A 25619-nucleotide genomic window follows, 5' to 3' on the forward strand; every position below is an offset into this window, starting at 1 on the left:
GGCGCGCAAACAGGAAGCGATCGCTATGCTTTCGGTTTAAAACGCAACAGCCGATTGGCGTTACTGACCACCGTAATTGACGACAGCGCCATCGCCGCGCCTGCCACCACTGGATTGAGCAGCGTACCGGTTAGCGGCCAGAGGATCCCGGCGGCAATCGGAATGCCCAGCGAATTATAAATAAACGCGCCCAGCAGGTTTTGTTTCATATTCCGCAGCGTGGCGCGGGAAATCGCCAGCGCATCTGCGACGCCCATCAAACTGTGGCGCATCAGGGTGATGGCCGCTGTTTCAATTGCCACATCGCTGCCGCCCCCCATCGCGATGCCAACCTCTGCCTGCGCCAGCGCTGGCGCGTCGTTAATGCCGTCGCCGATCATGGCTACCTGCCGACCTTCGCGTTGCAGTTGCTGAATGGCATCGGCTTTGCCATCCGGCAGGACGCCGGCGATGACATCGTCAATGCCCGCTTCTCTGGCGATGGCGTTGGCGGTGATCTCGTTATCGCCGGTCAGCATGATCAGCCGGTATCCTGCCTGATGTAAACGCTGGAGCGCCGCCACGCTGTCTGCCCGCAGCGGATCGCGGATGGCGAAAAGCGCAGCGGCTTTACCGTCAATTGCCAGCAGCACCGGCGTTGCGCCCTGAGAAGCCTGCGCGTTAATCTCGCTTTCCAGCTCTCCAGCGGCAATACCGTTCTCTTTAAGCAATGCCAGGTTGCCCAGCAATACCGTATGACCTTCCGCCTCACCGCTCACGCCCAGCCCGCGCAGGGTACGAAAACCGTTAACCTGCGGCAGCGTGTGTTCCTGCGCTTTGTCGAGGATCGCGCGTGCCAGCGGATGACTGGAACCCTGCTCAAGCGCCGCGGCCAGCCGTAATGCCTGCACCTCTTCCATGCCGCCTGCGGTTTTCACCGCCACCACCTGCGGTTTACCTTCGGTCAGGGTGCCGGTTTTATCGAACACCAGCGTGTCCAGCGTACTGGCGCGTTGCAGGGCATCGGCATCGCGGACCAGCACGCCAAATTCGGCGGCGCGGCCGACGCCGGAGATAATCGACATCGGGGTGGCGAGACCGAGCGCACACGGGCAGGCGATGATCAGCACGGTGGTGGCAATCACCAGCGTATAAACGATTTGCGGCGCGGGACCGAAGAAGTACCAGATCGCGGCGCTGAACAGCGCAATGGCGACCACCACCGGCACAAAAATAGCGGATATTTTATCAGCCAGCTGACCGATTTGCGGCTTGCTGCTTTGCGCCTGGCGCACCATACGAATAATGCGCGACAGGGTGGTCTGGCTACCTACCGCGCTGGCCTGAAACAGGACGCTGCCGTCCTGAACCACCGTACCCGCATGTACCTCGTCATCGGGTCCTTTTTGTTGCGGCACCGGCTCACCGGTCAGCATGGCTTCATCCAGCCAGGCTTCACCCTGGGTAATTTTGCCGTCTACCGGCACGCGATCGCCGGTGGTCAGGCGCAGCGTCATGCCTGCGGTGACTTCCGCCAGCGGCAGATTTTTTTCGCCCTCATCCGTCACCACGCGCGCAGTGGGAGGGGTCAGATCAAGCAGTTTTTCCAGCGCCCGGGACGAACGCTGACGCGCCCGCGCTTCAAGCATATGACCGAGATTAATCAGGCCAATAATCATCGCGCTGGCTTCATAGTAGAGGTGCCGCGCTTCCATCGGAAACCACTGCGGCCAGAGATTAACGCTCATCGAGTAAAGCCAGGCCACGCCGGTTCCCAGCGCCACCAGCGTATCCATGGTCGCGGTTCGGTTGAGCAGGCTTTTCCAGGCGCTGCGGTAGAAGTGACCGCCGGCAAACACCATCACGCCGAGGGTGATTATGCCGATGACCAGCCACAGACTGCGGTTGTCCTCCGTGACCATCATGTTGTCACCGAGCATTCCCCAGACCATTACCGGAATGCCCACCGCCAGCGCGACAATCGCCTGCCAGCGGAAGCGTTTCATGGTGGCGACGGCCGTTTCCTGCTGGCGCTCGCGGCGTTTGAGGTCATCTTCGATCGCCTCCGCGCCGTAGCCCGCGTTTTCTACCGCCTGCACTAATTCCGTGGCGGAGGCGCTGCCCATTACCAGCGCGGTGCGCTCCGCCAGATTCACCCGTGCCTGCGTGACGCCCGGTACGCTTTGCAGCGCCTTCTGGACGCGTGACACACAGCTGGCGCAGCTCATTCCACTTAACAACAGCTGCTGGCTGTCGTCATCGGTTTGCGCTGCCGGAAGCTCAGGGGTAACCGCTGTCAGCGCTTCCGACGGGATTGATGACTCCGCCAGCGGTTTAGCCTTTGGGTGGCTTAACTCTGCGTCGTACCCGGCTTGTTTGATGGTTTCGATCAGCGCATCGGCGCTGGCGCTGCCGGTCACATGCGCCTCGGTAATGGTGACATCTGCCTGCTCAACGTCAGGACGCTGCTCAAGGCTTTCTTTCACGCGTTTAACGCAGTGGCCGCAGGAGAGGCCGTCCAGCGTCAGGTCAATAATGTGAGACATGTTCTAACTCCTGTATCATAGATCGTAAAAATATTGATCTTAGCAAGCACTTTCGCTAACTCTTACTAAGGTTAAACCTTCCCGCAAGGGCAAGGTCAAGGGGGAACGATGAATATTAGCGACGTAGCGAAAAAGACGGGCTTAACCAGTAAGGCGATTCGCTTTTATGAAGAGAAGGGGCTGGTGACGCCGCCGCTGCGCAGTGAAAACGGCTATCGCAGCTACACGCAACAGCATCTCGACGAGCTGACCCTGTTACGCCAGGCGCGGCTGGTGGGGTTTAATCTCGAAGAGTGCGGCGAGCTGGTGGAGTTGTTCAACGATCCTGCCCGCCACAGCGCCGACGTAAAAAAACGTACCCTGGAGAAAGTGGCTGAGATTGAGCAGCATATCGTTCAGCTTCAGGAGATGCGCCAGCAGCTTTTGACGCTGGCGGAAAGCTGCCCCGGTGATGAGGGAGCAGACTGTCCGATTATTAACAATCTTGCGGGCTGCTGTCACCGTTAGCGTTGGCAAAAATAGTCATGACAAAAGCTGGCACAGGAAAGCGTCAGCTTTATCTCAGGCGACAGGAGAAGACGCTCTGACGATCAGCACAATTCCCTCGACCGCCACCACATCTACCGGGGTTCCCGCCGGAAGATCGGTGTCCGCACTAACCATCCACGAACTGTCGCCGACGCGCATATGCCCGCGCCCGTTGATAAGCGTGTTATCCAGGGTAAAACGGCGGCCAATAAGCTGCTGTCCGCGCTGGTTAAGCTGACTGTCGGCGGGTTTTTGTTCGCGCACACGCTGTGCCAGCCAGCGCCACCATAGCCACGCGGCCAGCAGCGTCAGCAGGGCGAACATCAGCCCCTGCCACTCCCAGCCCAGCGGCAGCAGCCAGACCACCAGCCCGACGATCACCGCCGCAACACCGCTCCACAGCAGATAGCCGTTGCCACCGAGCATTTCTGCGGCGAGCAGCAGCCCGCCGAGACTGAGCCAGAAGACATGTGGATGCGTCAGGATCAGTTCCATCATAGGCGTTTCCGCTCGCTGGCACTGTCCTTGATGAGTTCACTGATCCCGGCAATCGAGCCCATCAGGCTGCTGGCATCCAGCGGCATCATCACCACTTTACTGTTAGTTGCCGAACCAATTTTTTGCAGCGCTTCGGTGTATTTCTGCGCCACAAAGTAGTTCACCGCCTGAATATCCCCGGCAGCGATAGCTTCGGACACCATCTGGGTCGCGCGGGCTTCTGCTTCCGCCGAACGTTCACGCGCTTCCGCCTGCAAAAACGCCGACTGGCGTTCGCCTTCTGCGGTGAGGATCTTCGACTGCTTTTCCCCTTCCGCTTTTACGATCTGTGCCTGGCGAATACCTTCGGCCTCAAGAATATAGGCGCGTTTAGTTCGTTCCGCTTTCATCTGGGCGTTCATTGCATCGATAAGTTCGGCAGGGGGACGGACGTCGCGGATCTCGATACGGGTGATTTTAATACCCCACGGGTTAGTCGCTTCATCAACGATATGCAGCAGGCGCGTATTGATGTTATCGCGCTGAGAAAGCATTTCATCCAGTTCCATCGAGCCAAGCACGGTACGGATGTTAGTCATCGTCAGGTTGATGATCGCCAGTTCCAGATTACTGACCTCATAGGCCGCTTTCGGCGCATCAATCACCTGAATAAAACACACGGCGTCGATAGCAACGTTGGCGTTATCTTTGGAGATGACTTCCTGGGAAGGAATATCCAGCACCTGTTCCATCATGTTGATCTTACGACCAATACGATCCATAAACGGCACGACCAGACTCAGGCCCGGTTGAAGGGTGGTGGTATAACGACCAAAGCGCTCCACCGTCCACTGATAGCCCTGGGGAACAATTTTCACCCCGGCAAAAACCACGATGAGCGCCACGAGAATGACGACGGGGATCACAATCAACATTAAGCAAACCTCCTGTTATGACTGACTCACTATATCCTTTATCCGCCGTCGGCTCAGGTCCGGGAACAGACTTAGTACAGCAGCGAATAAAGCTTGCGACGATACTGGCTGGCAAGGGCGTCGCCAGTGCCGAGCGCTGCGAGAATTTCCTGCAACATTTTGCGTGCCTGACCGTCTGCCGCACCCAGGTCTTTTTGCAGATGGCTAAAGAGTAACGCCAACGCCTCTTCATTACGACCTACCTGATGTAGCTGGAGTGCAAGCTGTGAGGCCAGCGCCGCGTCTTCCGGACTCGCCGTGACCTGTTGCTGAAGCTGCTGGATCTCAGGCGTATCAGCCGCCTGTTTCAGCAATTCAATTTGGGCGACCAGACCCTGATAGCGGGTATCCTGATCCTGAAGCGGGATCGTTTTCAGCACCGCTTCCGCGTCCTCTGAACGATTCAGGGCGATTTGCGTTTCTGCCAGCAGCAGGCCGATTTCGCTATTCTGCCCGGAGAGCTGCCAGGCCTCTTTAAGCAGCGGCAGTGCGTCCGTGTGGTTGCCTTCTTCAATAAGCTGGATCGCCTGCTGCGCTTTCAGTTCTTCTTCACGCGGCAGCACTTTTTCCAGCAGCGCACGGATCGCCTCTTCCGGCTGGGGACCCTGGAAGCCATCGACCGGCTGTCCGTTCTGGAACAGATACACGGTTGGGATGGCACGCAGACCAAACTGAGAAGCAATCATCTGCTCAGCGTCGCAGTCCAGCTTTGCCAGAATGAATTGCCCGTTATATTGGGCGGCAAGACTTTCCAGCACCGGCGTCAATTGTTCACAGTGCTGGCTGCGTTCGGACCAGAAATAGAACAGCACCGGGACGGTCATCGACTGTTCCAGCGTCTGTTGCAGGTTCGTTTCGTTAATATTGACGATGTTCTGTACGGACATAGTGCACTCTCTTAAGCTATTTTTGTAATACATGGGGGTCAGCGCGTTAGCTTCAACTCACCCCTGCAAAATTTTATCCATCAGGCGGCCCGGCAGCAGGCGTTTTAGCACGTTTACCGCATGGGTCACTAAGGTCACGGGATAGCGCATTTTCGGCCGTTCGCTGGTAAAAGCATGGCGCACTTTCGCCACGACCGCCTCTGGTCCGAGGGTAAAACGTGCGGCAATGCCGGGATTTTCGACCGGCTTATCGCTTTGGGTCTGATTAACGTTTTGCGTAAAGCGGGTGCGAATGGGGCCGGGTTCGATCAGGCTGACGTGGATGCCGCTATGGCGCAGCTCCATGCGCAGCGCGTCCGACCACGCTTCCAGCGCGTATTTACTGGCGGCATAGGCACCGCGGCCTGGCGTGGAGATCAGGCCCATTACCGATGACGTCATGACAATCCGCCCTTCACCGTGGGGGATCATGGCGGGCAGCAGCCGCATGGTGAGCTGATGTGCGCCAAAAAAGTTGGCGGAAAATTGCTGCTCCAGCTGGGTACGGCTGATGGTCGGCAGTTGACCATACACGCCGTACCCCGCGTTATTGAAAATGCCGTACAGGCGATTTCCCGTCAGGGCAATGACCTCGTCGGCGGCACCATCAACGCTCTCCGGCTTATCGAGATCGAGTAAAATTCCCGTCAGCCCCAGGCTATTCATTCGCGCCACATCTTCTGTTTTACGGCAGGCCGCCAGCACCCGAAAGCCCTGACGCTGAAGTTCAAGCGCGCTTTCCAGACCGATACCGCTGGAACATCCTGTTATTAAGACTGATTTTTGCATAACTTTACCTGAGTGCGCCCCTGCAAGATTAAGACTCATGGTTTACTAAAGGTGCCAGCCGCGTCGCCATCCAGTCGGCAATAAACGGCTGCGCGTCGGGGTTAGGGTGAATACCGTCGTCCTGCATCCACTGAGGCTTCTGATAAACCTCTTCCATAAAAAACGGAACCAGAGGAATATCGAATTCTTTGGCGAGCGCCGGATAGATCGCGCTAAAGGACTCATTATACCGACGACCGTAGTTAGCGGGCAGGCGAATTTGCATCAGTAGCGGCTGCGCACCGGCATCTTTAACGCCCTGCAAAATTTTACGCAGCGTCGCTTCGGTCTGCTGTGGCTGAAAACCGCGCAGGCCGTCGTTGCCACCCAGTTCCACCAGCACCCAGCGTGGTTTATGCTGGGTAAGAAGCGCGGGCAAACGCGACAGCCCCTGCTGTGACGTATCGCCGCTAATACTGGCGTTAACCACCGTCGTCTGCGGCTGCCATTTCTTATTCAGCAGCGCAGGCCAGGCGCTGGTGGCCGCCATACGATAACCGGCGCTAAGACTGTCGCCCAGGATCAATAGCGTGTCTGCTGCGGCAGCGCGAAAGCTTAACAGAGCCAAAAACAGGAACGGCAAATGCCAGCGGAAAACATTGTTGAAGTTCATCGTCTTAAGAAGTCCGTCGGTCAGGGGGAGCATGAACTCTCCATCCTTACCGGAGTTGAGCTGCTTGTCAAACCATCCCAGACCATTGCGCTTATCGGCGAGTCGGGTTCCGGTAAGTCAACCCTGCTGGCGATCCTCGCCGGGCTGGACGACGGCAGCAGCGGCGAAGTCTCACTGCTTGGGCAACCGTTGCACACTATGGATGAAGAGGCCCGCGCCGCGCTGCGTGCGCAGCATGTCGGCTTTGTCTTTCAGTCCTTCATGCTGATCCCCACGCTCAATGCGCTGGAAAACGTGGAGCTACCTGCGCTGCTGCGCGGTGAAAATAGCCGCGAAAGCCGCACCCAGGCGAGGGCGCTGCTGGAACAACTCGGGCTGGGCAAACGGCTCGATCATCTGCCTGCACAGCTTTCCGGCGGCGAGCAGCAGCGGGTGGCATTAGCCAGAGCCTTCAACGGTCGACCGGGCCTGCTGTTTGCCGACGAACCGACCGGCAACCTCGACCGTCAGACCGGCGATAAAATTGCCGATCTGCTGTTTTCCCTCAACCGCGAATACGGCACGACCCTGATCCTGGTGACGCACGATGCGCAGTTGGCCGCGCGCTGCGACCGCCGTCTGCGGCTGGTGAACGGTCAGTTGCAGGAGGAAGCATGATTGCCCGCTGGTTCTGGCGCGAATGGCGCTCGCCGTCGCTGCTGATTGTCTGGCTGGCGTTAAGCCTTGCGGTGGCCTGTGTGCTGGCGCTGGGCAATATCAGCGACCGGATGGAAAAGGGGCTAAGCCAGCAGAGCCGGGAGTTTATGGCTGGCGACCGGGCGCTGCGCAGTTCGCGCGTGGTGCCGCCGGAATGGATTGCTGAAGCGCGCAAATTGGGGCTGAAGGTGGATGAGCAAATCACCTTTACCACCATGACTTTTGCCCGCGATACGCCGCAACTGGCGAACGTCAAGGCGGTGGGCGAGCTCTATCCGATGTACGGTGATCTGCAAACCGATCCGCCGGGGCTGAAACCTGTCGCAGGCACCGCGCTGCTGGCCCCGCGATTAATGGCGCTGCTCAACCTGAAACCGGGTGATTCTATTGACGTTGGCGACACCACGCTGCGCATCGCGGGCGAAGTGGTGCAGGAGCCGGATGCCGGGTTTAATCCGTTTCAGATGGCCCCGCGCCTGCTGATGAACGTTGCCGACGTGGCAAAAACGGGCGCGACAGGGCCGGGCAGTCGCGTGAGCTGGCGCTATAAATTCGGCGGCACGCCGTCCCAGCTTGCCGCCTATGAAAAATGGCTGCTGCCGCAGTTAAAACCAGAGCATCGCTGGTACGGCCTTGAGCAGGATGAGGGCGCGCTGGGGAAATCGCTCGAACGCTCGCAGCAATTCCTTTTACTCTCAGCGCTGCTAACACTGCTGCTGGCGGTGGCCGCCGTGGCGGTGGCGATGAGCCATTATTGCCGCAGCCGCTACGATCTGGTGGCAATCCTGAAAACCCTCGGTGCCGGAGGAAAGCAGCTGCGCAAGCTGATTATCGGTCAGTGGCTGCTATTAATGCTGCTCTCCATCGTGACCGGAGGCGCGCTGGGGCTGGCGTTTGAACAGGTGCTGATTATCCTGCTTAAACCGGTGCTGCCGGTGGCGCTTCCCGCCGCGAGCCTGTGGCCGTGGCTGTGGTCCGCCGGCGCAATGACGACGATTTCCCTGCTGGTGGGGTTACGCCCTTATCGGCTGCTGCTGGCGACGCAGCCGTTGCGCGTACTGCGCCGGGATGTGGTGGCTAATGTCTGGCCGCTGAAAATCTATCTCCCGATCATTACCGTGGTGGTGGTCGCCCTGCTGGCATGGCTGATGGGCGGCAGTACGCTGTTATGGGCGGTACTGGCGGGGGCGCTGGTACTGGCATTGCTGTGTGGCGTACTTGGCTGGATGCTGCTCAACGTCCTGAAGCGCCTGACCATCAATGCGCTGCCACTGCGGCTTGCGGTGAACCGTCTGCTGCGCCAGCCATGGTCGACGCTCAGCCAGCTGGCGGCGTTCTCTCTCTCCTTTATGCTGCTGGCGCTGTTGCTGGTGCTGCGTGGGGATTTACTGGATCGCTGGCAGCAGCAGTTGCCGCCGGAGAGTCCGAACTATTTTCTGATCAACATTGCCCCGGAGCAGGTCGAGCCAGTTAAGCAGTTTCTGGCTGAGCATCAGGTGCGCCCCTCGACGTTTTACCCCATCGTTCGCGCGCGTCTGACGCAAATCAACGGCCAGCCGACGGAGGGTAATAAGGACGAGGCGCTTAATCGCGAGCTTAACCTCACCTGGCTGAGTCAGAAACCGGACCATAACCCGATTACCGCAGGCCACTGGCCGCCTGTCGCAGGGGAGGTCTCTATGGAGCAGGAGCTGGCGAAAAGGCTGGATATTTCCCTGGGCGATAGCGTGACCTTTACCGGGGACACTCAGGACTTCACCGCCAAAGTGACCAGCCTGCGTAAGGTGGACTGGGAGAGCCTGCGCCCCAACTTCTACTTTATTTTCCCGACCGGGGCGCTGGACGGACAGCCGCAAAGCTGGCTGACCAGCTTCCGCTGGGATAATGGCAGCAGCCTGCTGACGGAACTTAACCGCGCGTTTCCGACGGTCAGTTTGCTGGATATCGGTGCGATCTTAAAACAGGTCGGGCAGGTATTGGAGCAGGTCAGCCGGGCGCTGGAAGTGATGGTGGTGCTGGTAACGTTGTGCGGCGTGCTGTTGCTAATGGCGCAAATTCAGGTCGGCATGCGTCAGCGTCATCAGGAGCTGGTGGTGTATCGCACGCTGGGCGCGGGTAAACGCCTGCTGCGGACAACGCTATGGTGTGAATTTGCCCTGCTGGGTCTGGTGGCGGGAGTGGTTGCAGCCATCGGCGCAGAAACCGCGCTGGCCGTACTGCAAACCCGCGTCTTTGACTTCCCGTGGGAGCCGGACTGGCGCTTGTGGGTTGTCCTGCCGTTTAGCGGTGCGCTGTTGCTCTCCCTGTGCGGCGGCTGGCTTGGCGTGCGGTTGCTCAAAGGCCGAGCGCTGTTCCGCCAGTTTAGCGGTTAGCCCTCGCTATGCGCCGATCGCAAGATCGGCGCATACTGCATCATTCTTCGTCATTCAGTGACACACTTCAAAACATCATGAAATAATTTCAATTACACCGGCTGGCGGAGTGTGACATCTTAGAATCTCCCTGCGTTTTGCGGGTGAAAAACAACAGCGCCGCATTGCACGGCGCATGCAAGACAACACCACATTTTTATCCAGGAGAAATTATGGGACTGCGTCACAGCCTCCGCATCGCGGCTGGAACATTATTGCTGGCCTGCGGCTTACAGTTTGCCCACGCCAACAGCGATCCGCACACTATCGTCTTTGGCGTCGCACCGGGACCGTATGGCGACATGGTAAAACAGGCGATTGCGCCTTCTTTAAAAGAGAAAGGCTATAAAGTCGTGGTGCGCGAGTTCAGCGACTACGTGCAGCCGAATATGGCGCTGTCCAACGGCAGCATTGATGCCAACCTTTTCCAGCACTCGCTCTATTTCGACAAATTTACCGCTGATAAAGGGCTGAAGTTAAGCAATCTTATCAGTGTACCGACCGCCGGAATGGGCTTTTACTCACGCAAAATTAAAAGCCTCGACGAGCTAAAAAAAGGCGACGTGATCACGCTGTCTAACGATCCGACCAACCTTGCACGCGGCCTGCGCTTCCTGCAATCGCTGGATCTGATCACCATCAAACCGAATATTGATCCGACCAAAGCCTCCGAGCGCGATATCGCCACTAACCCCAAAGGGCTGGTATTCAAGCCACTGGAAGCCGCGCAACTGCCGCGTACCCTGGACGGTGTGACTGCCTCGCTGGTGAATGGTAACTTTGCCGTCGCCGCGGGGCTGGATCTCTCCAGCGCCATCAAGCAGGAACACCTTGATGAGAACCTGAAAAATATCATCGCCGTGCGCACTGAAGATGCGGATAAACCGTTCGCGAAAGATATTGTCACCGTGGTCAAATCACCGGCTTACCGTGCAGCGATCGACGATCCGAAAAATATCTACAGTGCGTTCCAGAAGCCTGAATGGATGACGGCGGAAAAACAGTAACGGCGAGTATTTCTGAGGTTTGGCATGATTGAAATAGAAAAGGTCTGCGTCGATTTTACCGCAGGCCGCGGCCCCTCCACCCGCGCGGTGGATGAGGTCAGTTTACGCATCGCGCCCGGTGAGATCTTTGGCATCGTCGGCACCAGCGGTGCGGGAAAAAGCACGTTGCTGCGCACGCTGAACGCATTGACCCGTCCCAGTCAGGGCCATGTTAAGATCAATGGCGTAGAGATTTCGGCGCTGGAAGGTCAGGCTTTGCGTAAGGCACGTCAACGCATCGGGATGATTTTCCAGCATTTTAACTTAATGCACACCCGTACCGTGGCGCAAAACGTCGCCTTCAGCCTGAAAGCCGCGGGCTGGGAGCGCAGCAAAATTGCGCCCCGCGTGGCGGAGATCCTCGCGCTGGTCGGCCTGGCAGATAAAGCGAACCGCTTTCCGGTGCAGCTCAGCGGCGGGCAAAAACAGCGCGTCGGGATTGCCCGGGCGATAGCCAATCACCCGGACGTGCTGCTTTGCGACGAACCTACCTCGGCACTGGATCTGGAAACCTCTGCCACGATCCTCGCGCTGTTAAAGCAGATCAGTCAGCAAATGGGTATTACCATCGTGCTGATCACGCATGAAATGGACGTGATCAAGACGATCTGTGACCGCGTGGCGGTGATGTCTGGCGGAAAAGTGGTGGAGGAGGGCGAGGTCTTTGATGTATTTGCGCATCCGCAGCATCCGTTTACGCAGCAACTGGTCTCGCATACCCTCAACCTGGACCTGCCGGAGCGACTGCGTCAGCATTTGCCGGGGCAATTGCTGAAAATTCTGTTTATCGGGGATTCTGCCGAACAGCCGGTACTTTCTGAGGTGGCGGTCAAATTCGGCGTGGCGGTGAATATTCTGCACGGCAAAATTGAATATATCGCCGAACGGGCGCTGGGCATTCTGGTGGTACAGCTTACCGCCCCGAATGACCCCGCGGCCGTGAACGCGGCGGTGGAGCATATTCGTCAACGTACCGCGCAAGTGGAGGTGATCCGTGGATGACATGTTGCCTGATTTAACCCTGGCATTTAATGAAACCTTCCAGATGCTCAGCATTTCGACGGTACTGGCAATTATCGGCGGCCTGCCGCTCGGCTTTTTAATTTTCGTCACCGATCGTCATCTGTTCTGGCAAAATCGGTTTGTTTATCTGCTCAGTTCGGTGCTGGTGAATATTATTCGCTCGGTACCGTTTGTGATCCTGCTGGTCCTCCTGTTGCCGCTTACCCAGTTTCTGCTGGGCAATACCATCGGACCGATTGCCGCCTCCGTTCCCCTGTCGGTGGCCGCGATTGCCTTTTACGCCCGTCTGGTGGACAGCGCACTGCGTGAAGTGGATAAAGGGATTATTGAAGCGGCGGAAGCGTTTGGCGCCAGCCCGATGCGCATCATCTGCACCGTGCTACTGCCGGAAGCCAGCGCCGGGCTGTTGCGCGGCCTGACCATCACCCTGGTGAGCCTGATCGGCTACTCGGCGATGGCCGGGATTGTCGGCGGCGGCGGCGTGGGCGACCTGGCGATCCGCTACGGCTACTACCGCTATGAAACCGAAGTCATGATTGTCACCGTGGTGGCACTGATTATTCTGGTGCAGATCGTCCAGATGCTCGGCGACTGGCTGGCGCAGCGGGCGGATAAACGGGAACGACGTTAAAGAAATTAGCTGGCCAAAAGGGTGATCCGGCCAGCTATTTTTTAATAGCATTTGTTTTTTAACAAGGAGTCAGGAATGCCCCTTCCGGAACGTATGAGACCTGCGAAAGTGAGCTCACAAAAGATAAAAGAACTGGCACAAAAAGCTGAGGATATTCTTTCAAAAATTGATCAAGGTGTAAAAGAAGAGGACGAGACATTACAGGCGATGATGGCTGAATGGAACAGTCAGGTTGTATGTCCCTATAGTTTTTCATCTTTCAGGGATTTCTCTTCCTGGACCAACGCGAAAGAATTTACCCGTATTGCATTCAATCAGGAAAGGTTCTACGAGGATTTTTCCTGGGAGGAGCTTATCCAAATGATCAACTTTATATGTAAGGCGGAAGGAAAGGAATCAGAGCAGCTTTTTGCTCTTGACCTCCTTGAGAAAAATTTTGATGGCAACCCGTCAGATCTTATCTATTGGCCAGACGAGTGGTTCCAGGACCCTGATATGTTGCATGTTGATCTGACAGCTGAAGAAATCGCCGGGTATCTTATGGCCAGATCGGGAAGGCGACTGGCTGATGCGCCGGAGATAGCCCTGAAATACCCCATTCCTGTCACTGACGCTGAGTAGTAAGGGACAGTGTACTGCCTGCGGTTGATGACAAAGCCGTTGGCTACTGTATACACTGCTATGCCGGGTGGCGGCTTCGCCTTACCCGGCCTGTGAAAACTATTAATATCAAAAGCTTATTCTTAATCCGTAGGCCTGTGCAAGCGAAGCGCCGCCAGGCATCATTCCTCGGTATGACGTTTGTCAGCAGTCTGGGGCTGGGTACTGTCGCAAACTTGCACGCCATTTTCCCCTTCATATTTTTATAATCAATATATCTGGCTGGATCTGCTATTTTTATAGCAAATTTATAAAATTAAAAAATCTGCCATAATGACAGATTTCTTTAATTTATAATTAGAGATTTGCGACGTTATGATATACTTTTTGGACATCATCGTCATCTTCAAGGGCATCAACAAGTCCTTCAAAGATTTCTAAATCTTCTGGTGAAAGTTCAATTTCTGATTGAGCGATCATTTCTAATTCGGTTGTTGAGAATTCAGTAATTCCAGCTGTTTTCAGAGCTGCAATTCCTTTATGAAGGTCTGTAGGTTCGGTATAAATAACGATGTTTCCTTCTTCTTCGGTCACATCACGAACATCAACTTCAGCTTCAAGCAAAATTTCAAAAATATGGTCAGGGTCTGTTCCTTTAAATACAATCACCCCGGTGTTGTCAAACATATAGCTGACAGCACCCGCCGCACCGATATTCCCGCCTTTTTTATTGAAAATCATGCGAACGTTAGCAATGGTACGGTTAACATTTGAAGTCAAGGTTTCAACGATAATCATTGAACCACTTGGTCCAAAGCCTTCATAACGCCCTTGTACGAAGGTTTCATCTCCGCCACCTTTGGCTTTATCAATGGCTTTATCGATAACGTGCTTTGGAACTTGTGCTTGTTTCGCACGTTCAATAACGAATTTTAACGCTGAGTTTGATTCTGGGTCTGGTTCACCTTGTTTAGCCGCAGCATAGATTTCTACACCGAATTTTGCATATATATTAGACGTTGCACCGTCTTTAGCCGTTTTTTTAGCAACAATATTGGCCCATTTACGTCCCACTGGAACAGTCTCCTGGATAATTTATTTACATTATTAACAGGTTAATAACCTGCATGTTTTTCCGCCATATTATATCATAACATGTAAATTTTCGTCTACGAGAAATAAAAACATCTCAATTTTACGGGGGGGGGACTTTAATTTTTATTAATGGCTGATAGTGTGGATAAACTATTTTCGGTTTTTTTCTGGTTCTTTTGTTTTTATTGTTAATAATTGAGCCGCAGTAATAATACATAAGGTAAGAGAAGCAAAAGTAATAATCCAGGAAAAAACACCTGTTATTAACGTTGCTGCAGAACGGCTTACAGAGCGCTACAGGCCATCGTGAGCAGTGTCTTATTGAGGTATTTTCGCTGATCGGCTTACGTGGAGCGAGGTCACCGGGAAACCGTTTTAGCTATAGGGCAGGAGCGTTTACCGGGGCGGAGTCAGTCCACAGCGCAAGCCCTGAAAATTGAACATAAACTTATGCTTCGCTAAAAAGTGGGAAATTCTCGTTAAAATTATCACTTTTGGCCTCTACCTGATTAACAGCCATTAGCTAAGCCAGCCTCGCATTCAGCAAAATCAGTCTCCATAACCAGTTCACACCATACTGTTATCCGCTAATTTATAAAGGTCAGTTTGTGGGAGGCTGGGCGTAGGCGGGGGGCAAGATGAACAGATCGGCAAAGCTGTATTAAAGGCTTTCGATACAGCATTAACTAAATAGCTATCGACAATGTTGGATTTGGCATTGCGCAGGCCAGAGGCGAGGCCGGATTCTGGAGGTTGTCATTTCAAGTGGTATTCATGCAAATCACCGGCTTCGGCTTTCATATAAAACGTTCACGTCTGCTTCTGGCACCGAGCGCCCGGATTAGCCGAGCTATCAGGTCGGCTATGAGCGGAGAGCGGACGCTGAACCACAGTAACGCCCGCATAGCCAAAATAACTAGAACAAGGTATTTTGTGAGCCAACATAACAATTCTTAAGCATGCAAAATCATTCTTACAATTCAGATATAGCGCTACCTTCGATGAATGTTTTTCTAGCAATATTTCCTACAATGTTGGTTGAAATACCATCAAATGTCCCACCGATAACACCACCTACTAGCGGAATCATTTTCCCTAAATTTATCGCTCCTTTTTCACCAAATTTAGTGAGTAGTCTAAAACCAACCCTTTTATTAATGGCAAAAATCGTCTCTTTAGATATGCTCTTAATTAATTGCGTGGACATCCTGGAGCCAATAACTATCCCTGTCCCTTTCAGGATATCTTTTGCAGCATTGCCAGCCAAGCAAGAGTAAACCAGCGCTTTAACGCGATCATCTTTAACATCATATCCTCCCATGATAGCTATTGCTGTTATCATGCGAATTTGGACATAAATCACGGTTGCAATACTTGCAGGGATAGCTACTGGCATAGTAATAACACCTCCAAGGCCGGAAACAAAACCGGTAGTGGCAGATTTAGTATTTTGCCATCTGATAAGGGAGTTAACCTTATCAGTTAAATCAACCTCTCCTTTCAGATAGTTCTCAGCCATTTCATACGATGAGTCTGTCCCAGGAATGCTACCGTCCAGTGCTTTATCATAGGCCCAATTGAGGGCTTGCATGATTTTGCCTTCATTAAGTTTTTCAGTCATTTCAATACCCGATCAAAAATCATTGAGGTTACATACTTATCGGTCATTAAATTTTTTTCTTTATACTCAAATTGGTGTGAGGGGTTTTACTCATCTTAGTCGTTGAAATGGCCGCTTCTAGTATCAGGCGGGCCAGTACATGGCGCTGAAGGTTTGCTATGGGCAAAAAGCGGAAGTTTGCGATTGTCCGCTCAGTTGATTAAGGAATTACTGACATTAGTGGGCTTTAATCAACGGGGAGCTGGTCACATGATGCGTCGAAAGCCCATTTCACGCTCTTCCAGGATGCTGTAGGTTGAGTTGGCCACAATTAAAACCTTGGCTTTTCCTGCCGAATCATCCGGCCCATGAACAGCGCTGCATTGGCTCCGACACTCCTATCATCCTGTCTACAGGCTGCCTGGTGAGGGATGTCGGAGGCCAGGCTACATACTTCAGCCCGGTGTCACGCACTTCACTTTGATCAAGGTATTCTTACGGGCCACTAGTATGACGCCTTCGACTTCATGAATGCGCAACTAGAGCAAGCCGCTGAAAGCACGCGGATTGCGCTGATAAATGGGTACGCTGTCAAAGGTAAATACGATATGAGAATAGCAAGGGCTTTATAAGGGCCAGAGCGGTGCGAATTAATTCAGTGAAATTGCTTCCCGCATCCACAACAAAAGCGATTTTGTCAATTCCAGCACCCGAGGAGCCACTTGTGGTGGAGGGGACATCAACTGTTCGACACGCAGCATGGTGATTAGTGTTTTGGGGTTTAAGAGGCTACTGTGAGCCTCAATCTTTGTTTTCTAAAAAATAGAGGAAACTCCTTGCAGGAGAACGACTCGCTGATGGCTAGCAGTCATTGGTTAGCCATGAATAGGCACCTTAATCCTGTTCAGAAGGACACAGGAATTCCCCTGTAGTGTGAAAGCCTATAGCAAAGTCAAAACATTGTTGTCTGATTTGACAACGTACTGGTTGATCCAGCTATATAACCAGTACATCAGTACCAAGACAATAAATTCAACGATAAGGAAGGCATGGTTGTTCTCGAAAAAAGGTATCGTGGCCGAAAATAAGGCGGAACTACCCCACATGAATAATAAAAATATGTGAAAAATGCTCACGGAGCGACTGATTGATGGCGCAATTTTATTTCCGTTTTTGAATTTCAGACCGTATAAATTTCCCGATTGAAAAGGTTCCAGCCTCGTTAAATTATATTCCCACACCTGTTGCCAGTGCTTGCCCGCCTTGGTGATAAGTCTGGAGACAATAGTTAAAGCTACGCCAAACATTGATATCAAAAATAAAGTAAAATACTGCAAATTATTAACAGTATGTCCATTTTCTGGATTAATCATGCTATTGAGTATCACTCCCCAGCCTGCGAACAGGACAGCCGTGATTGTCCATAAATAGTTGAGTCGGGACCAGTAGAGACTAATCTCATACTCCCGAATATGGTGCGTCTTTTCGAATGCTTCTTTTATTCTCTCTCTATCCTGTAAGGTCAGTACCGCGTCGGGATTGTTGTAATCTTTCAAAAGGAGCTTGCTGAAATAAATGATGTTGTCATTGAAGTGCTTCACCAGATGTTGAGGGAGGCCTCGTGTGTTGAGATGCTCATTTATGTTTTCAGACGGGGAAGTCATCAATAATTCTCCTTGTAGTAAAAATTTAATCGCTCGCATGAGGTGCGACGTCCTGTAAACAGGCAATGTCATCATAAATTAGCGCGATGTTTTTCCTGATACTATGCATCTAAAATTTTTGTAAAAAAAGTCAAAGTTGCTGCCGTTGAACATGCTTAAAAGACCTTCGCTAAACCTGCAATTTCGCCATAACCCACATTTACTCAGTCAAGGGATCCGGATGTAGCCTTGTCCTTGACTTCGCCTTCTATAACACATTTTACAGCGATGTTCTGCACACCTGGCCAACGGCCAAAAAACGAAATGCACGTCATTCATGTCGGTAAAACGCTTTGTGAAATAAATTTTAGGGGTAGGTTGATGGAAACGACTATATTCAGCCGGAGTGATTGACCTACTCCCATTGATTAAAATATTATTGTTGTAGCAACGTACGGTTCTGGCACCAGGCTACTCATCAGCTTAAATCTAGCCCCGTGCCATAAACCCACCCGATCAACGTTGAACTAATACCCTTTAAACGCACACACCCCGTTCATCTTTATCGGTATAAATTACCGCCATATCCTTCAGGCCCATACTCACATGCGTGCTGCTCAGCCACCGAAAGCAATCAATCATCCCTCTGATCCCCTGGCTCACATCGCCCTTATCCCCGTCATCCGACGCAGTAAGCGGCGTTTCACCACGCCGCCAGCCACGCCGCCACTTCCGGCCCATTTCCCCTGAACACAATCTTTTCCGCCTTTTTCTCCAGCTGATAGCGGTACATCGGGTCGTAATACTCCTCAAGTAGCGGCACCAGCCAGCTAAAGTGGGCGTCGGTGCTGCCGTTTTCACGCTGGCTGGCGAGGGCGAGATCCAGTAGCGCCGTCAGTTCGGCAAAGCGTTGCAGGCCGAGACGGCGGCGAATGGCAAACAGTCCGTGATGCAGGTAGTCGCTGTATTCCTGCCAGCCCTGTTCTTCACCATACGCCTGGGTGAAGTCATGGGACATACGGGTAAAATACTCCTCCCGCAGCCGCTCCAGGCGCAGTTCAAACGGATCTTCTACCACTACCACAGGCGCAACCTGCATCCGCAGTCGCAGGCACTCCGGCAGATGGTTCGCGCCAATCATCTGGCCTTCATCTTCCAGCACCCAGCGCACCGGTTCCTGCTGCGCTTTTTTCAGCAGTGCCACCGCAAGATGATTTTCAAACGTTGCCTGAAAATGCTGTGCCTGCACGGTGCGTCCGAAAGAAGAGCCGCGATGGTGGGCCAGCCCTTCGAGATCGATCCCACGGGCATGATCGCGCACATGCTGCGTTTTGCCATTGCCGGTACAGCCGCCAACCAGCACTATCGGATGCTGTACAAGCTCTTCCGTTGCCTGCATAGCTACCTGACGCAGCGCCTTATAGCCGCCGGGGATCAGCGGATACTCGACGCCATTTTCGCGCAGCCACTGCTGCACGATATGCGAACGCTGGCCGCCTCGCGCGCAGCACAGATAGCCCTGCGGCGCACGTTGAGCGGCGTCGATCCAGCCTGCAATGCGTTGCGCACGCGTTTCGCCACTGACCAGTCGATGACCCAGCTTCAGAGCGGCTTCCGCTCCTTCGCGTTTATAGGTAGTGCCGACCGCGGCACGTTCATCATCAAGCATTAACGGTAAATTAAGCGCGGCAGGCATCGCGCTGCGCTGGAATTCGACGGGCGCACGCACGTCAATCAGGGGAGTATCCGCGGCGAGAAGGGCGCGCAGCTGGGGTTCTTGCATCATGAATCAAACACCTCAAACATATTATCGCGCTATTCTACGCTCCTCTTGCGGCGGCAATTTGATTTTTAACCATCTTAGCCATCCAGCGTCGTCAAAAATCCGCTAATCTCCGGCTGATGCTGACAAAGCACATTGAAGAGAGCCAGGCGATTGAACTGCTGCTTAAAGAAGGGCACGTAGTCATTTGCAGCGTCGGCGGCGCTGCTGGCAGAACAAATCAATGCCGACGGCTTAATTATTCTCACGGATGCGGTATATGAAAACTGGGGGACGCCACAACAGCGGGCAATTCGTCAGGCTACGCCGGATGAACTGGCTCCGTTTGCAAAAGCGGACGGTTCGATGGGACCGAAAGTGGCCGCCGTCAGCGGATACGTCCAGCGCCGGGGAAAACCCGCCTGGATTGGCTCGCTGACCCGGATTGACGAAACGCTGGCAGGGCAGGCGGGAACCTGTATTCGTTTATAATATCCGCCCCTGCACCCATTCTGCCGGGTGGCGGCTTCGCCTTACCCGGCCTACAACTTTTTTGTAATCAGTTGGTTACGTTGATTGTAGGCCCGCGCAAGCGCAGCGCCGCCGGGCATGGTGCGCAACCCGCCTTACGCCAGTTTCCCCTGTGCCCAGGTCAACCCGCTGGCATACTCCGGCGGTAACAGCGGCATCAACGCTTCCAGGGTAGCGCTGAGGCGATCCGTGTCACTGTCGTTAAGATTAAGATGCCCCACCTTGCGGCCCGGACGCACTTCTTTATCGTACCAGTGCAGATGGACCAGCGGCAGCTTCAGCCAGTCGTAATTAAGATCGGTGCCGATCAAATTCACCATTACCGACGGACTGTCGATCACCGGCTGTGGTAGCGGCAGATCGGTAATCGCCCGTAAATGTAGCTCGAACTGACTGATAGACGCACCGTTCTGCGTCCAGTGGCCGCTGTTGTGCACGCGCGGGGCCAGTTCATTGATCAGCAACCCGCCCGGCGTAATAAAACACTCCATCGCCATCACGCCGACATAATTCAGTTCGTGCAGGATGGCGGAAAGCATCGTTTCCGCCTGCGCCTGTTGCTCAGCATTCGCGCGCGGAAACGCCACGCTGGTGCGCAAAATACCGTCCTGATGCAGGTTATGCGTCAGCGGATAAAACACCGTGGCACCATCATGCCCGCGCGCGCCGACCAGCGACACTTCGCCGCTAAAGTTAATGCCCTGCTCAACGATGCATTCGCCGTAGCAATCGTCTGGTAACTGTGCCGTCTCTGCCGCGCGTAAACGCCACTGCCCGCGACCATCATAACCGCCGACCCGGCGCTTAACGATTGCCAGCTCGCCGAGACGGGCAAAAACCTCCGGCCATTCTTCGCGATTTGCCAGTAGCTGCCACGGGGCGGTCGCCAGGCCGAGTTTATCGAACAGCTGCTTTTGCGTCAGGCGGTCGGCAATAATCGGAAACACGTCGCGATTCACAAACGCCGGATGACGCGCCAGTTCACGCGTCAAAGCCGTCTCCGGCCAGCGTTCGATTTCAGCGGTGATCACGCTCTGCGCAAACGGCACCGCTTCCGGTTCGGCATCCAGTCCGACCGGCCATACCGGGATGCCCAGCGGCTCACCGGCCTGACGCAGCATGCGGCCAAGCTGACCGTTGCCCAGAATACAAACCTGTTTCATGCCGCACCTCGGGGGTCCGGATTATCCAGCACCTCGTCGGTCTGCGCCTTACGCCACTCGACCAGACGCTGATGCAGTTCAGCATCATGCTGCGCCAGAATTTGCGCCGCCAGCAGCGCCGCATTCGCCGCGCCCGCTTTACCAATCGCCAGCGTACCCACAGGAATGCCACGCGGCATCTGAACAATAGAGTAAAGGCTATCAACGCCGCTCAATGCCGCGCTTTGAACCGGCACACCCAGCACCGGCACCAGCGTTTTTGCCGCGATCATTCCCGGTAGATGCGCCGCACCACCTGCGCCCGCAATAATCACCTGATAGTCGTTCTTCTCTGCGCTTTCGGCAAAGCTGAACAGCTTATCGGGGGTGCGGTGAGCGGAGACGACTTCAACATGGTGCGGGACATTCAGCATTTCGAAAATTTCGGCGGCGAACTGCATGGTAGCCCAGTCGCTTTTGGACCCCATCACGATGGCGACACGCGCCGGGTTATTGCGGGAAGACATGCGTCTGAAAACTCCTGTGGGTGTGCTGCACAGACTGCTAAGGCCACAAAGAATAGCATGGAAAAACGGCAAGGAAAACGGTTGCGTCGTGATGGCAAGGCGCATCGTTATGGATGTCAGCCTACTTCAGGCGGGTATACCGTATCGCTTAAATCGGCTATTCCTGCTTTGTTACTCATCGCCGCTATGGCTAAAAGAAAATCTTCTTCATTTATTTCATTTCCCCGTTCAATAATTATTGAGTCATTTTTAAAGATAATCTCAAGCCGTTTATTGTGCAAAACCCGAAATTGACAGTTTTCGAGAGAGAAAGAGTCATTAAGGTAAAGGCTATCGGCGAGCGGTATAATATAGGTATCGGAAAAGAACGTGGGAGTGATGATGAGTTTCCCGGCATAAAACCCAATCGATATTTTATTACGCAAACGTATCATATTCATCAAAATAATAAAGCCGACGGATGCCGCAAAAGGGCCGAGAATACTGGTGGGCGTAAAAAAATTGACCAGGCCAAAACTGAAAAGGGTGCCACCAACGATCAACGGTTTTTTCGTGGCGTAACGACACAGGACGGCGACTTCCGGGCTGCTGAATGAACCTTTCCATTCCGTCAGGTTACGGAAACGCAGCTGCGCGTTTCTGCGCATGAGTCCGTAAAGCATTAGCGTGCTAAAAGGCAACATCACAATACCTGCGATCAGGAGTACCACAAAGGAGGTTTTGCGAAAGCGGGGCATCGCTGCTACCGCAACGAGCGATGTGATAAAAACAATGTTTAAAAGGTAGCTGAACAAGACAAGTAGATAAAACGATGAGCCATAGTAGGCGTAAACAGGATAATAATTGGCGGCAATAAAAACGACAAAAACAAAAATAGCGCAAATAAGATAACCGAGTGTAAACGCTGAATTCTCTCGCACGATCGCACCTCCTTATGCAATAAGAAAAAGCATACGCTTTTCATACGACGAGCGAAAGCGATAATAGAGAGCGATTTTTTCTATTGCATCGTAATAAGCCGATTTTAAAAGCGAGATTAGCTAAAAGGGAAGTGGATTAACTCAACGCCCTCCGGCGTCACTTTTACCATCGATCCTTCACTGTGCCAGGCACCTAACACCACGCGACACGCAGGCTCATCATTCGCTGTAAGTTGATGAACAGCGGGGCGATGCGTATGACCGTGGATCAGCCACTGTACGCGATGGCGTTCCATCGCATTGACCACCGCCTGCGGGTTAACGTCCATGATCTCCAGCGATTTGGTGGAGTTTGCCGCCTTGCTGTTGGCGCGCATTTTCGCGGCGATACGCTGGCGCACAAACAGAGGAAGGGCCAGAAACAATTTTTGCAGCCAGGGCTGGTGAACTTTGGCCCGAAACGCCAGATAGCCCGTGTCGTCGGTACACAGCGTGTCGCCGTGCAGGATCAACACCCTGCGGCCATAGAGATCGAGGACTTTTTCTTCCGCCAGCAGGATCATGCCGCTTTCGCGGGCAAAGCGCTTGCCGAGCAGAAAATCGCGGTTGCCGTGGATGAAATAGCAGGGCACGCCGGCATCGACCAGTGATTTAATCGCCGCGGCAATTTCGCGGTGCAGCGGCACCGGGTCGTCATCGCCAATCCACGCCTCAAACAGGTCGCCGAGAATATAGAGCGCGTCGGCCTGGCGGGCATCACCCGCTAAAAAACGCAGAAAACCGGCGGTGATCGCCGGTTCTTCGGTACATAAGTGCAGATCTGCGATAAAAAGTGTTGCCACCAATTACTCGCTAACGTCCACGCTTTCAATGATCACGTCTTCTTTCGGCACGTCCTGATGCATGCCGCTGCGGCCAGTGGACACGCCTTTGATTTTCTCAACCACGTCCATGCCTTCAACCACTTCAGCAAAGACACAGTAGCCCCAACCCTGCAAGCTTTCGCCGGAGAAGTTCAGGAAGTCGTTATCCGCCACGTTAATGAAGAACTGGGCCGTCGCAGAGTGCGGAGCCTGAGTACGGGCCATCGCCAGCGTGCCACGGGTATTTTTCAGACCGTTATTGGCCTCGTTTTTGATCGCTTCTTTGGTTTCTTTCTGACGCATACCGGGTTCAAAACCGCCACCCTGAATCATAAAGCCGTTGATCACACGGTGGAAAATGGTGTTGTTATAGAAACCTTCGCGGCAGTAGTCCAGGAAGTTTTTAACTGTTTCAGGCGCTTTGTCATCAAAGGTCTTGATTACGATATCGCCGTGATTAGTGTGGAATGTAACCATTTTTGCATCCTGTTCCGTTATAGTGGTGCGTTGACCCGACAGCGGGTCACAGCCAGAGGCATGTTATAGCATATGCGAGAGGTTCGATCATCCCGCAAAGTGTGCTGCTTCATCGCCAAATTATAGGTATTATACGGCTTTTACGATCCACACACGTCTACTACATGGAATCTTCGATGTTAAAAATTTTTAATACTCTGACGCGCCAAAAAGAGGAATTTAAACCTATTCATGCCGGGGAAGTGGGCATGTACGTGTGTGGTATCACCGTTTACGATCTCTGTCACATCGGCCATGGCCGTACGTTTGTCGCCTTCGACGTAGTGGCGCGCTACCTGCGTTTTTTAGGTTTCAGGCTAAAATACGTGCGTAACATCACCGATATTGACGACAAAATCATCAAACGTGCCAATGAAAACGGCGAGAGTTTTGTCTCGCTCGTTGACCGGATGGTGAAAGAGATGCACGCGGATTTCGACGCGCTGAATATCCTGCGCCCGGACAGCGAACCGCGCGCCACCCAGCATATTCACGAAATCATTGAGATCGTTGAACGGCTGATACAGCGCGGCCACGCTTACGTGGCAGATAACGGCGACGTGATGTTCTCCGTCGAAACCGATGCCGATTACGGCAAGCTATCGCGTCAGGATCTGGACCAGCTCCAGGCGGGCGCACGCGTTGAAATCGCTGACGTGAAGCGTAATCCGATGGACTTCGTGCTGTGGAAGATGTCCAAGCCGGGCGAGCCAAGCTGGACCTCGCCGTGGGGCGAAGGGCGTCCGGGCTGGCATATCGAGTGCTCGGCGATGAACTGCAAGCAGTTGGGGTCGCATTTTGATATTCACGGCGGCGGTTCGGATCTCATGTTCCCGCACCATGAAAATGAAATCGCCCAGTCGACCTGCGCCCATGACGGCGAATACGTCAACTACTGGATGCACTCCGGGATGGTGATGGTTGACCGCGAGAAGATGTCGAAATCGCTCGGCAACTTCTTTACCGTGCGCGACGTGCTGAAGTACTACGACGCCGAAACCGTGCGTTACTTCCTGATGTCCGGCCACTACCGTAGCCAGCTTAACTACAGCGAAGAGAACCTCAAGCAGGCGCGTTCGGCGCTGGAGCGTCTGTATATCGCGCTGCGCGGCACCTCAAATACTGATGTGGCGTTTAGTCGCGGGGAGTATTACGAGAACCGCTTTAAAGATGCAATGGATGATGATTTTAATACTCCAGAAGCGTACTCAGCACTTTTTGATTTAGCTAAAGAGGTTAATAACGCTAAACAAACGGGCAATAATGAGGAAGCGAACGCCGCAGCGACCATGTTACGTAAGTTGGCTAAGGTACTGGGCCTGCTTGAGAAGGATCCGGAAGCCTTCCTGCAAAGCGGTGCGCAGGCTGACGACGGTGAAGTAGCGGAAATCGAAGCGTTGATTCAGCAGCGTCTGGATGCCCGTAAAGCGAAGGACTGGGCGGCGGCAGATGCGGCGCGCGATCGTCTAAGCGAGATGGGAATCGTGCTGGAAGACGGCCCCCAGGGAACCATCTGGCGTCGTAAGTAAGTCCGGGGAACGAATGCCGGATGGCGACGCTGGCGCGTCTTATCCGGCCTACAAAGGTTAATACTCTACTTTCAGCGCACGAATACTGTAGGCCGGAGAACGAATGCCGGATGGCGACGCTGACGCGTCTTATCCGGCCTACTAAAGTTAATACACTACCTTCAGTGCACGAATACTGTAGGCCGGGTAAGGCGGAGCCGCCACCCGGCATTT

At 53.8% G+C, this 25619-nt stretch carries 23 protein-coding genes and 1 pseudogene; 9 read left to right on the top strand and 15 right to left on the bottom strand.

Translation table 11 applies throughout. The features are described from left to right. Window positions 1–23: 23 nt before the first annotated feature. Window positions 24–2525: a copper-exporting P-type ATPase CopA gene (copA, locus tag ACMGGS_RS13075; RefSeq protein WP_414163015.1), complete on the bottom strand. Its 2502-nt coding sequence runs from the start codon at window positions 2523–2525 to the stop codon at window positions 24–26. A 108-nt stretch (window positions 2526–2633) separates the two neighbouring features. Here copA and cueR point away from each other — a divergent pair, with 108 nt between their 5' ends. Continuing rightward, the gene (cueR, locus tag ACMGGS_RS13080) at window positions 2634–3032 is read left to right on the top strand and encodes a Cu(I)-responsive transcriptional regulator (protein ID WP_276164086.1); all 399 of its coding nucleotides are present in this window, start codon (window positions 2634–2636) and stop codon (window positions 3030–3032) included. Window positions 3033–3086: 54 nt separating this feature from the next. Here the strand turns inward: cueR and ACMGGS_RS13085 are convergent, their stop codons facing one another. From ACMGGS_RS13085 to tesA, 5 genes are all read right to left on the bottom strand, one after another. Beyond that, window positions 3087–3551: an NfeD family protein gene (locus ACMGGS_RS13085; protein WP_414163016.1), complete on the bottom strand. Its 465-nt coding sequence runs from the start codon at window positions 3549–3551 to the stop codon at window positions 3087–3089. Beyond that, entirely contained in the window at window positions 3548–4465 is a 918-nt protein-coding gene (locus tag ACMGGS_RS13090; RefSeq protein ID WP_414163017.1) for an SPFH domain-containing protein, read from the bottom strand. Before ACMGGS_RS13090 ends, ACMGGS_RS13085 begins: the two co-directional genes overlap by 4 nt. Before the next feature lie 71 nt (window positions 4466–4536). After that, on the bottom strand, window positions 4537–5391 hold the full coding sequence (locus ACMGGS_RS13095; protein ID WP_414163018.1) for a co-chaperone YbbN: 855 nt from the start codon (window positions 5389–5391) through the stop codon (window positions 4537–4539). A 57-nt stretch (window positions 5392–5448) separates the two neighbouring features. Then, window positions 5449–6258 (bottom strand): SDR family oxidoreductase, encoded by an 810-nt coding sequence (locus tag ACMGGS_RS13100; protein ID WP_414163019.1) that lies wholly within the window; start codon window positions 6256–6258, stop codon window positions 5449–5451. Further along, window positions 6248–6871 (bottom strand): multifunctional acyl-CoA thioesterase I/protease I/lysophospholipase L1, encoded by a 624-nt coding sequence (gene tesA, locus ACMGGS_RS13105; RefSeq protein WP_414163020.1) that lies wholly within the window; start codon window positions 6869–6871, stop codon window positions 6248–6250. The genes ACMGGS_RS13100 and tesA overlap by 11 nt, the downstream gene beginning before the upstream one ends. Here tesA and ybbA point away from each other — a divergent pair. The 6 genes from ybbA (at window position 6842) to ACMGGS_RS13135 (ending at window position 13299) form a co-directional block, all read left to right on the top strand. Further along, entirely contained in the window at window positions 6842–7528 is a 687-nt protein-coding gene (gene ybbA / locus ACMGGS_RS13110) for a putative ABC transporter ATP-binding protein YbbA (RefSeq protein WP_176917489.1), read from the top strand. The genes tesA and ybbA overlap by 30 nt on opposite strands. Further along, complete coding sequence (gene ybbP, locus ACMGGS_RS13115; RefSeq protein WP_414163021.1) at window positions 7525–9939, top strand: putative ABC transporter permease subunit YbbP; 2415 nt, start codon at window positions 7525–7527, stop codon at window positions 9937–9939. Before ybbA ends, ybbP begins: the two co-directional genes overlap by 4 nt. Window positions 9940–10151: 212 nt before the next feature. After that, window positions 10152–10985: a MetQ/NlpA family ABC transporter substrate-binding protein gene (locus ACMGGS_RS13120; RefSeq protein WP_176917491.1), complete on the top strand. Its 834-nt coding sequence runs from the start codon at window positions 10152–10154 to the stop codon at window positions 10983–10985. 24 nt (window positions 10986–11009) lie between these two features. Next, window positions 11010–12026: a virulence-associated ABC transporter ATP-binding protein SfbB gene (gene sfbB / locus ACMGGS_RS13125; RefSeq protein ID WP_414163022.1), complete on the top strand. Its 1017-nt coding sequence runs from the start codon at window positions 11010–11012 to the stop codon at window positions 12024–12026. After that, window positions 12019–12678, top strand: a complete 660-nt coding sequence (locus ACMGGS_RS13130) for an ABC transporter permease subunit (RefSeq protein ID WP_176917493.1) — start codon at window positions 12019–12021, stop codon at window positions 12676–12678. The genes sfbB and ACMGGS_RS13130 overlap by 8 nt, the downstream gene beginning before the upstream one ends. 75 nt (window positions 12679–12753) lie before the next feature. Next, the gene (locus ACMGGS_RS13135) at window positions 12754–13299 is read left to right on the top strand and encodes a hypothetical protein (protein ID WP_414163023.1); all 546 of its coding nucleotides are present in this window, start codon (window positions 12754–12756) and stop codon (window positions 13297–13299) included. Window positions 13300–13635: 336 nt separating this feature from the next. On the opposite strand, the gene ACMGGS_RS13140 is transcribed toward ACMGGS_RS13135, so the two are convergent. From ACMGGS_RS13140 to mnmH, 4 genes are all read right to left on the bottom strand, one after another. Then, complete coding sequence (locus ACMGGS_RS13140; protein ID WP_414163024.1) at window positions 13636–14352, bottom strand: YebC/PmpR family DNA-binding transcriptional regulator; 717 nt, start codon at window positions 14350–14352, stop codon at window positions 13636–13638. 994 nt (window positions 14353–15346) lie between these two features. Beyond that, entirely contained in the window at window positions 15347–15994 is a 648-nt protein-coding gene (locus ACMGGS_RS13145; RefSeq protein ID WP_414163025.1) for an EcsC family protein, read from the bottom strand. Window positions 15995–16914: 920 nt separating this feature from the next. Next, window positions 16915–17676, bottom strand: coding sequence for a hypothetical protein (locus ACMGGS_RS13150; protein ID WP_414163026.1), 762 nt, complete (start codon window positions 17674–17676; stop codon window positions 16915–16917). A gap of 643 nt (window positions 17677–18319) precedes the next feature. Continuing rightward, window positions 18320–19402, bottom strand: a complete 1083-nt coding sequence (mnmH, locus tag ACMGGS_RS13155; RefSeq protein WP_414163027.1) for a tRNA 2-selenouridine(34) synthase MnmH — start codon at window positions 19400–19402, stop codon at window positions 18320–18322. Between the two features lie 125 nt (window positions 19403–19527). Here mnmH and ACMGGS_RS13160 point away from each other — a divergent pair. Continuing rightward, a pseudogene (locus tag ACMGGS_RS13160) lies at window positions 19528–19870 on the top strand (carbamate kinase); the annotation flags it as partial. A 134-nt stretch (window positions 19871–20004) separates the two neighbouring features. On the opposite strand, the gene purK reads toward ACMGGS_RS13160, so the two are convergent. The 5 genes from purK to ppiB form a co-directional block, all read right to left on the bottom strand. Then, window positions 20005–21072 (bottom strand): 5-(carboxyamino)imidazole ribonucleotide synthase, encoded by a 1068-nt coding sequence (purK, locus tag ACMGGS_RS13165; RefSeq protein ID WP_414163028.1) that lies wholly within the window; start codon window positions 21070–21072, stop codon window positions 20005–20007. Then, window positions 21069–21578, bottom strand: coding sequence for a 5-(carboxyamino)imidazole ribonucleotide mutase (gene purE, locus ACMGGS_RS13170; protein ID WP_414163029.1), 510 nt, complete (start codon window positions 21576–21578; stop codon window positions 21069–21071). The genes purK and purE overlap by 4 nt, the downstream gene beginning before the upstream one ends. 116 nt (window positions 21579–21694) lie before the next feature. Continuing rightward, the gene (locus ACMGGS_RS13175) at window positions 21695–22498 is read right to left on the bottom strand and encodes a hypothetical protein (protein WP_414163030.1); all 804 of its coding nucleotides are present in this window, start codon (window positions 22496–22498) and stop codon (window positions 21695–21697) included. A 116-nt stretch (window positions 22499–22614) separates the two neighbouring features. Beyond that, window positions 22615–23340 carry a UDP-2,3-diacylglucosamine diphosphatase gene (gene lpxH / locus ACMGGS_RS13180; RefSeq protein ID WP_414163031.1) on the bottom strand — a complete coding sequence of 242 codons (726 nt, stop codon included), beginning with the start codon at window positions 23338–23340 and terminating at the stop codon, window positions 22615–22617. Window positions 23341–23343: 3 nt separating this feature from the next. After that, window positions 23344–23838, bottom strand: coding sequence for a peptidylprolyl isomerase B (ppiB, locus tag ACMGGS_RS13185; RefSeq protein WP_176917503.1), 495 nt, complete (start codon window positions 23836–23838; stop codon window positions 23344–23346). A 176-nt stretch (window positions 23839–24014) separates the two neighbouring features. On the opposite strand from ppiB, the gene cysS reads away from it, so the two are divergent. Beyond that, on the top strand, window positions 24015–25406 hold the full coding sequence (cysS, locus tag ACMGGS_RS13190; RefSeq protein ID WP_414163032.1) for a cysteine--tRNA ligase: 1392 nt from the start codon (window positions 24015–24017) through the stop codon (window positions 25404–25406). Window positions 25407–25619: the final 213 nt, after the last annotated feature.

Origin of the sequence: Superficieibacter sp. BNK-5 (genome assembly GCF_047456055.1) — a bacterium.
In the GTDB taxonomy this organism is placed as follows: domain Bacteria; phylum Pseudomonadota; class Gammaproteobacteria; order Enterobacterales; family Enterobacteriaceae; genus Superficieibacter.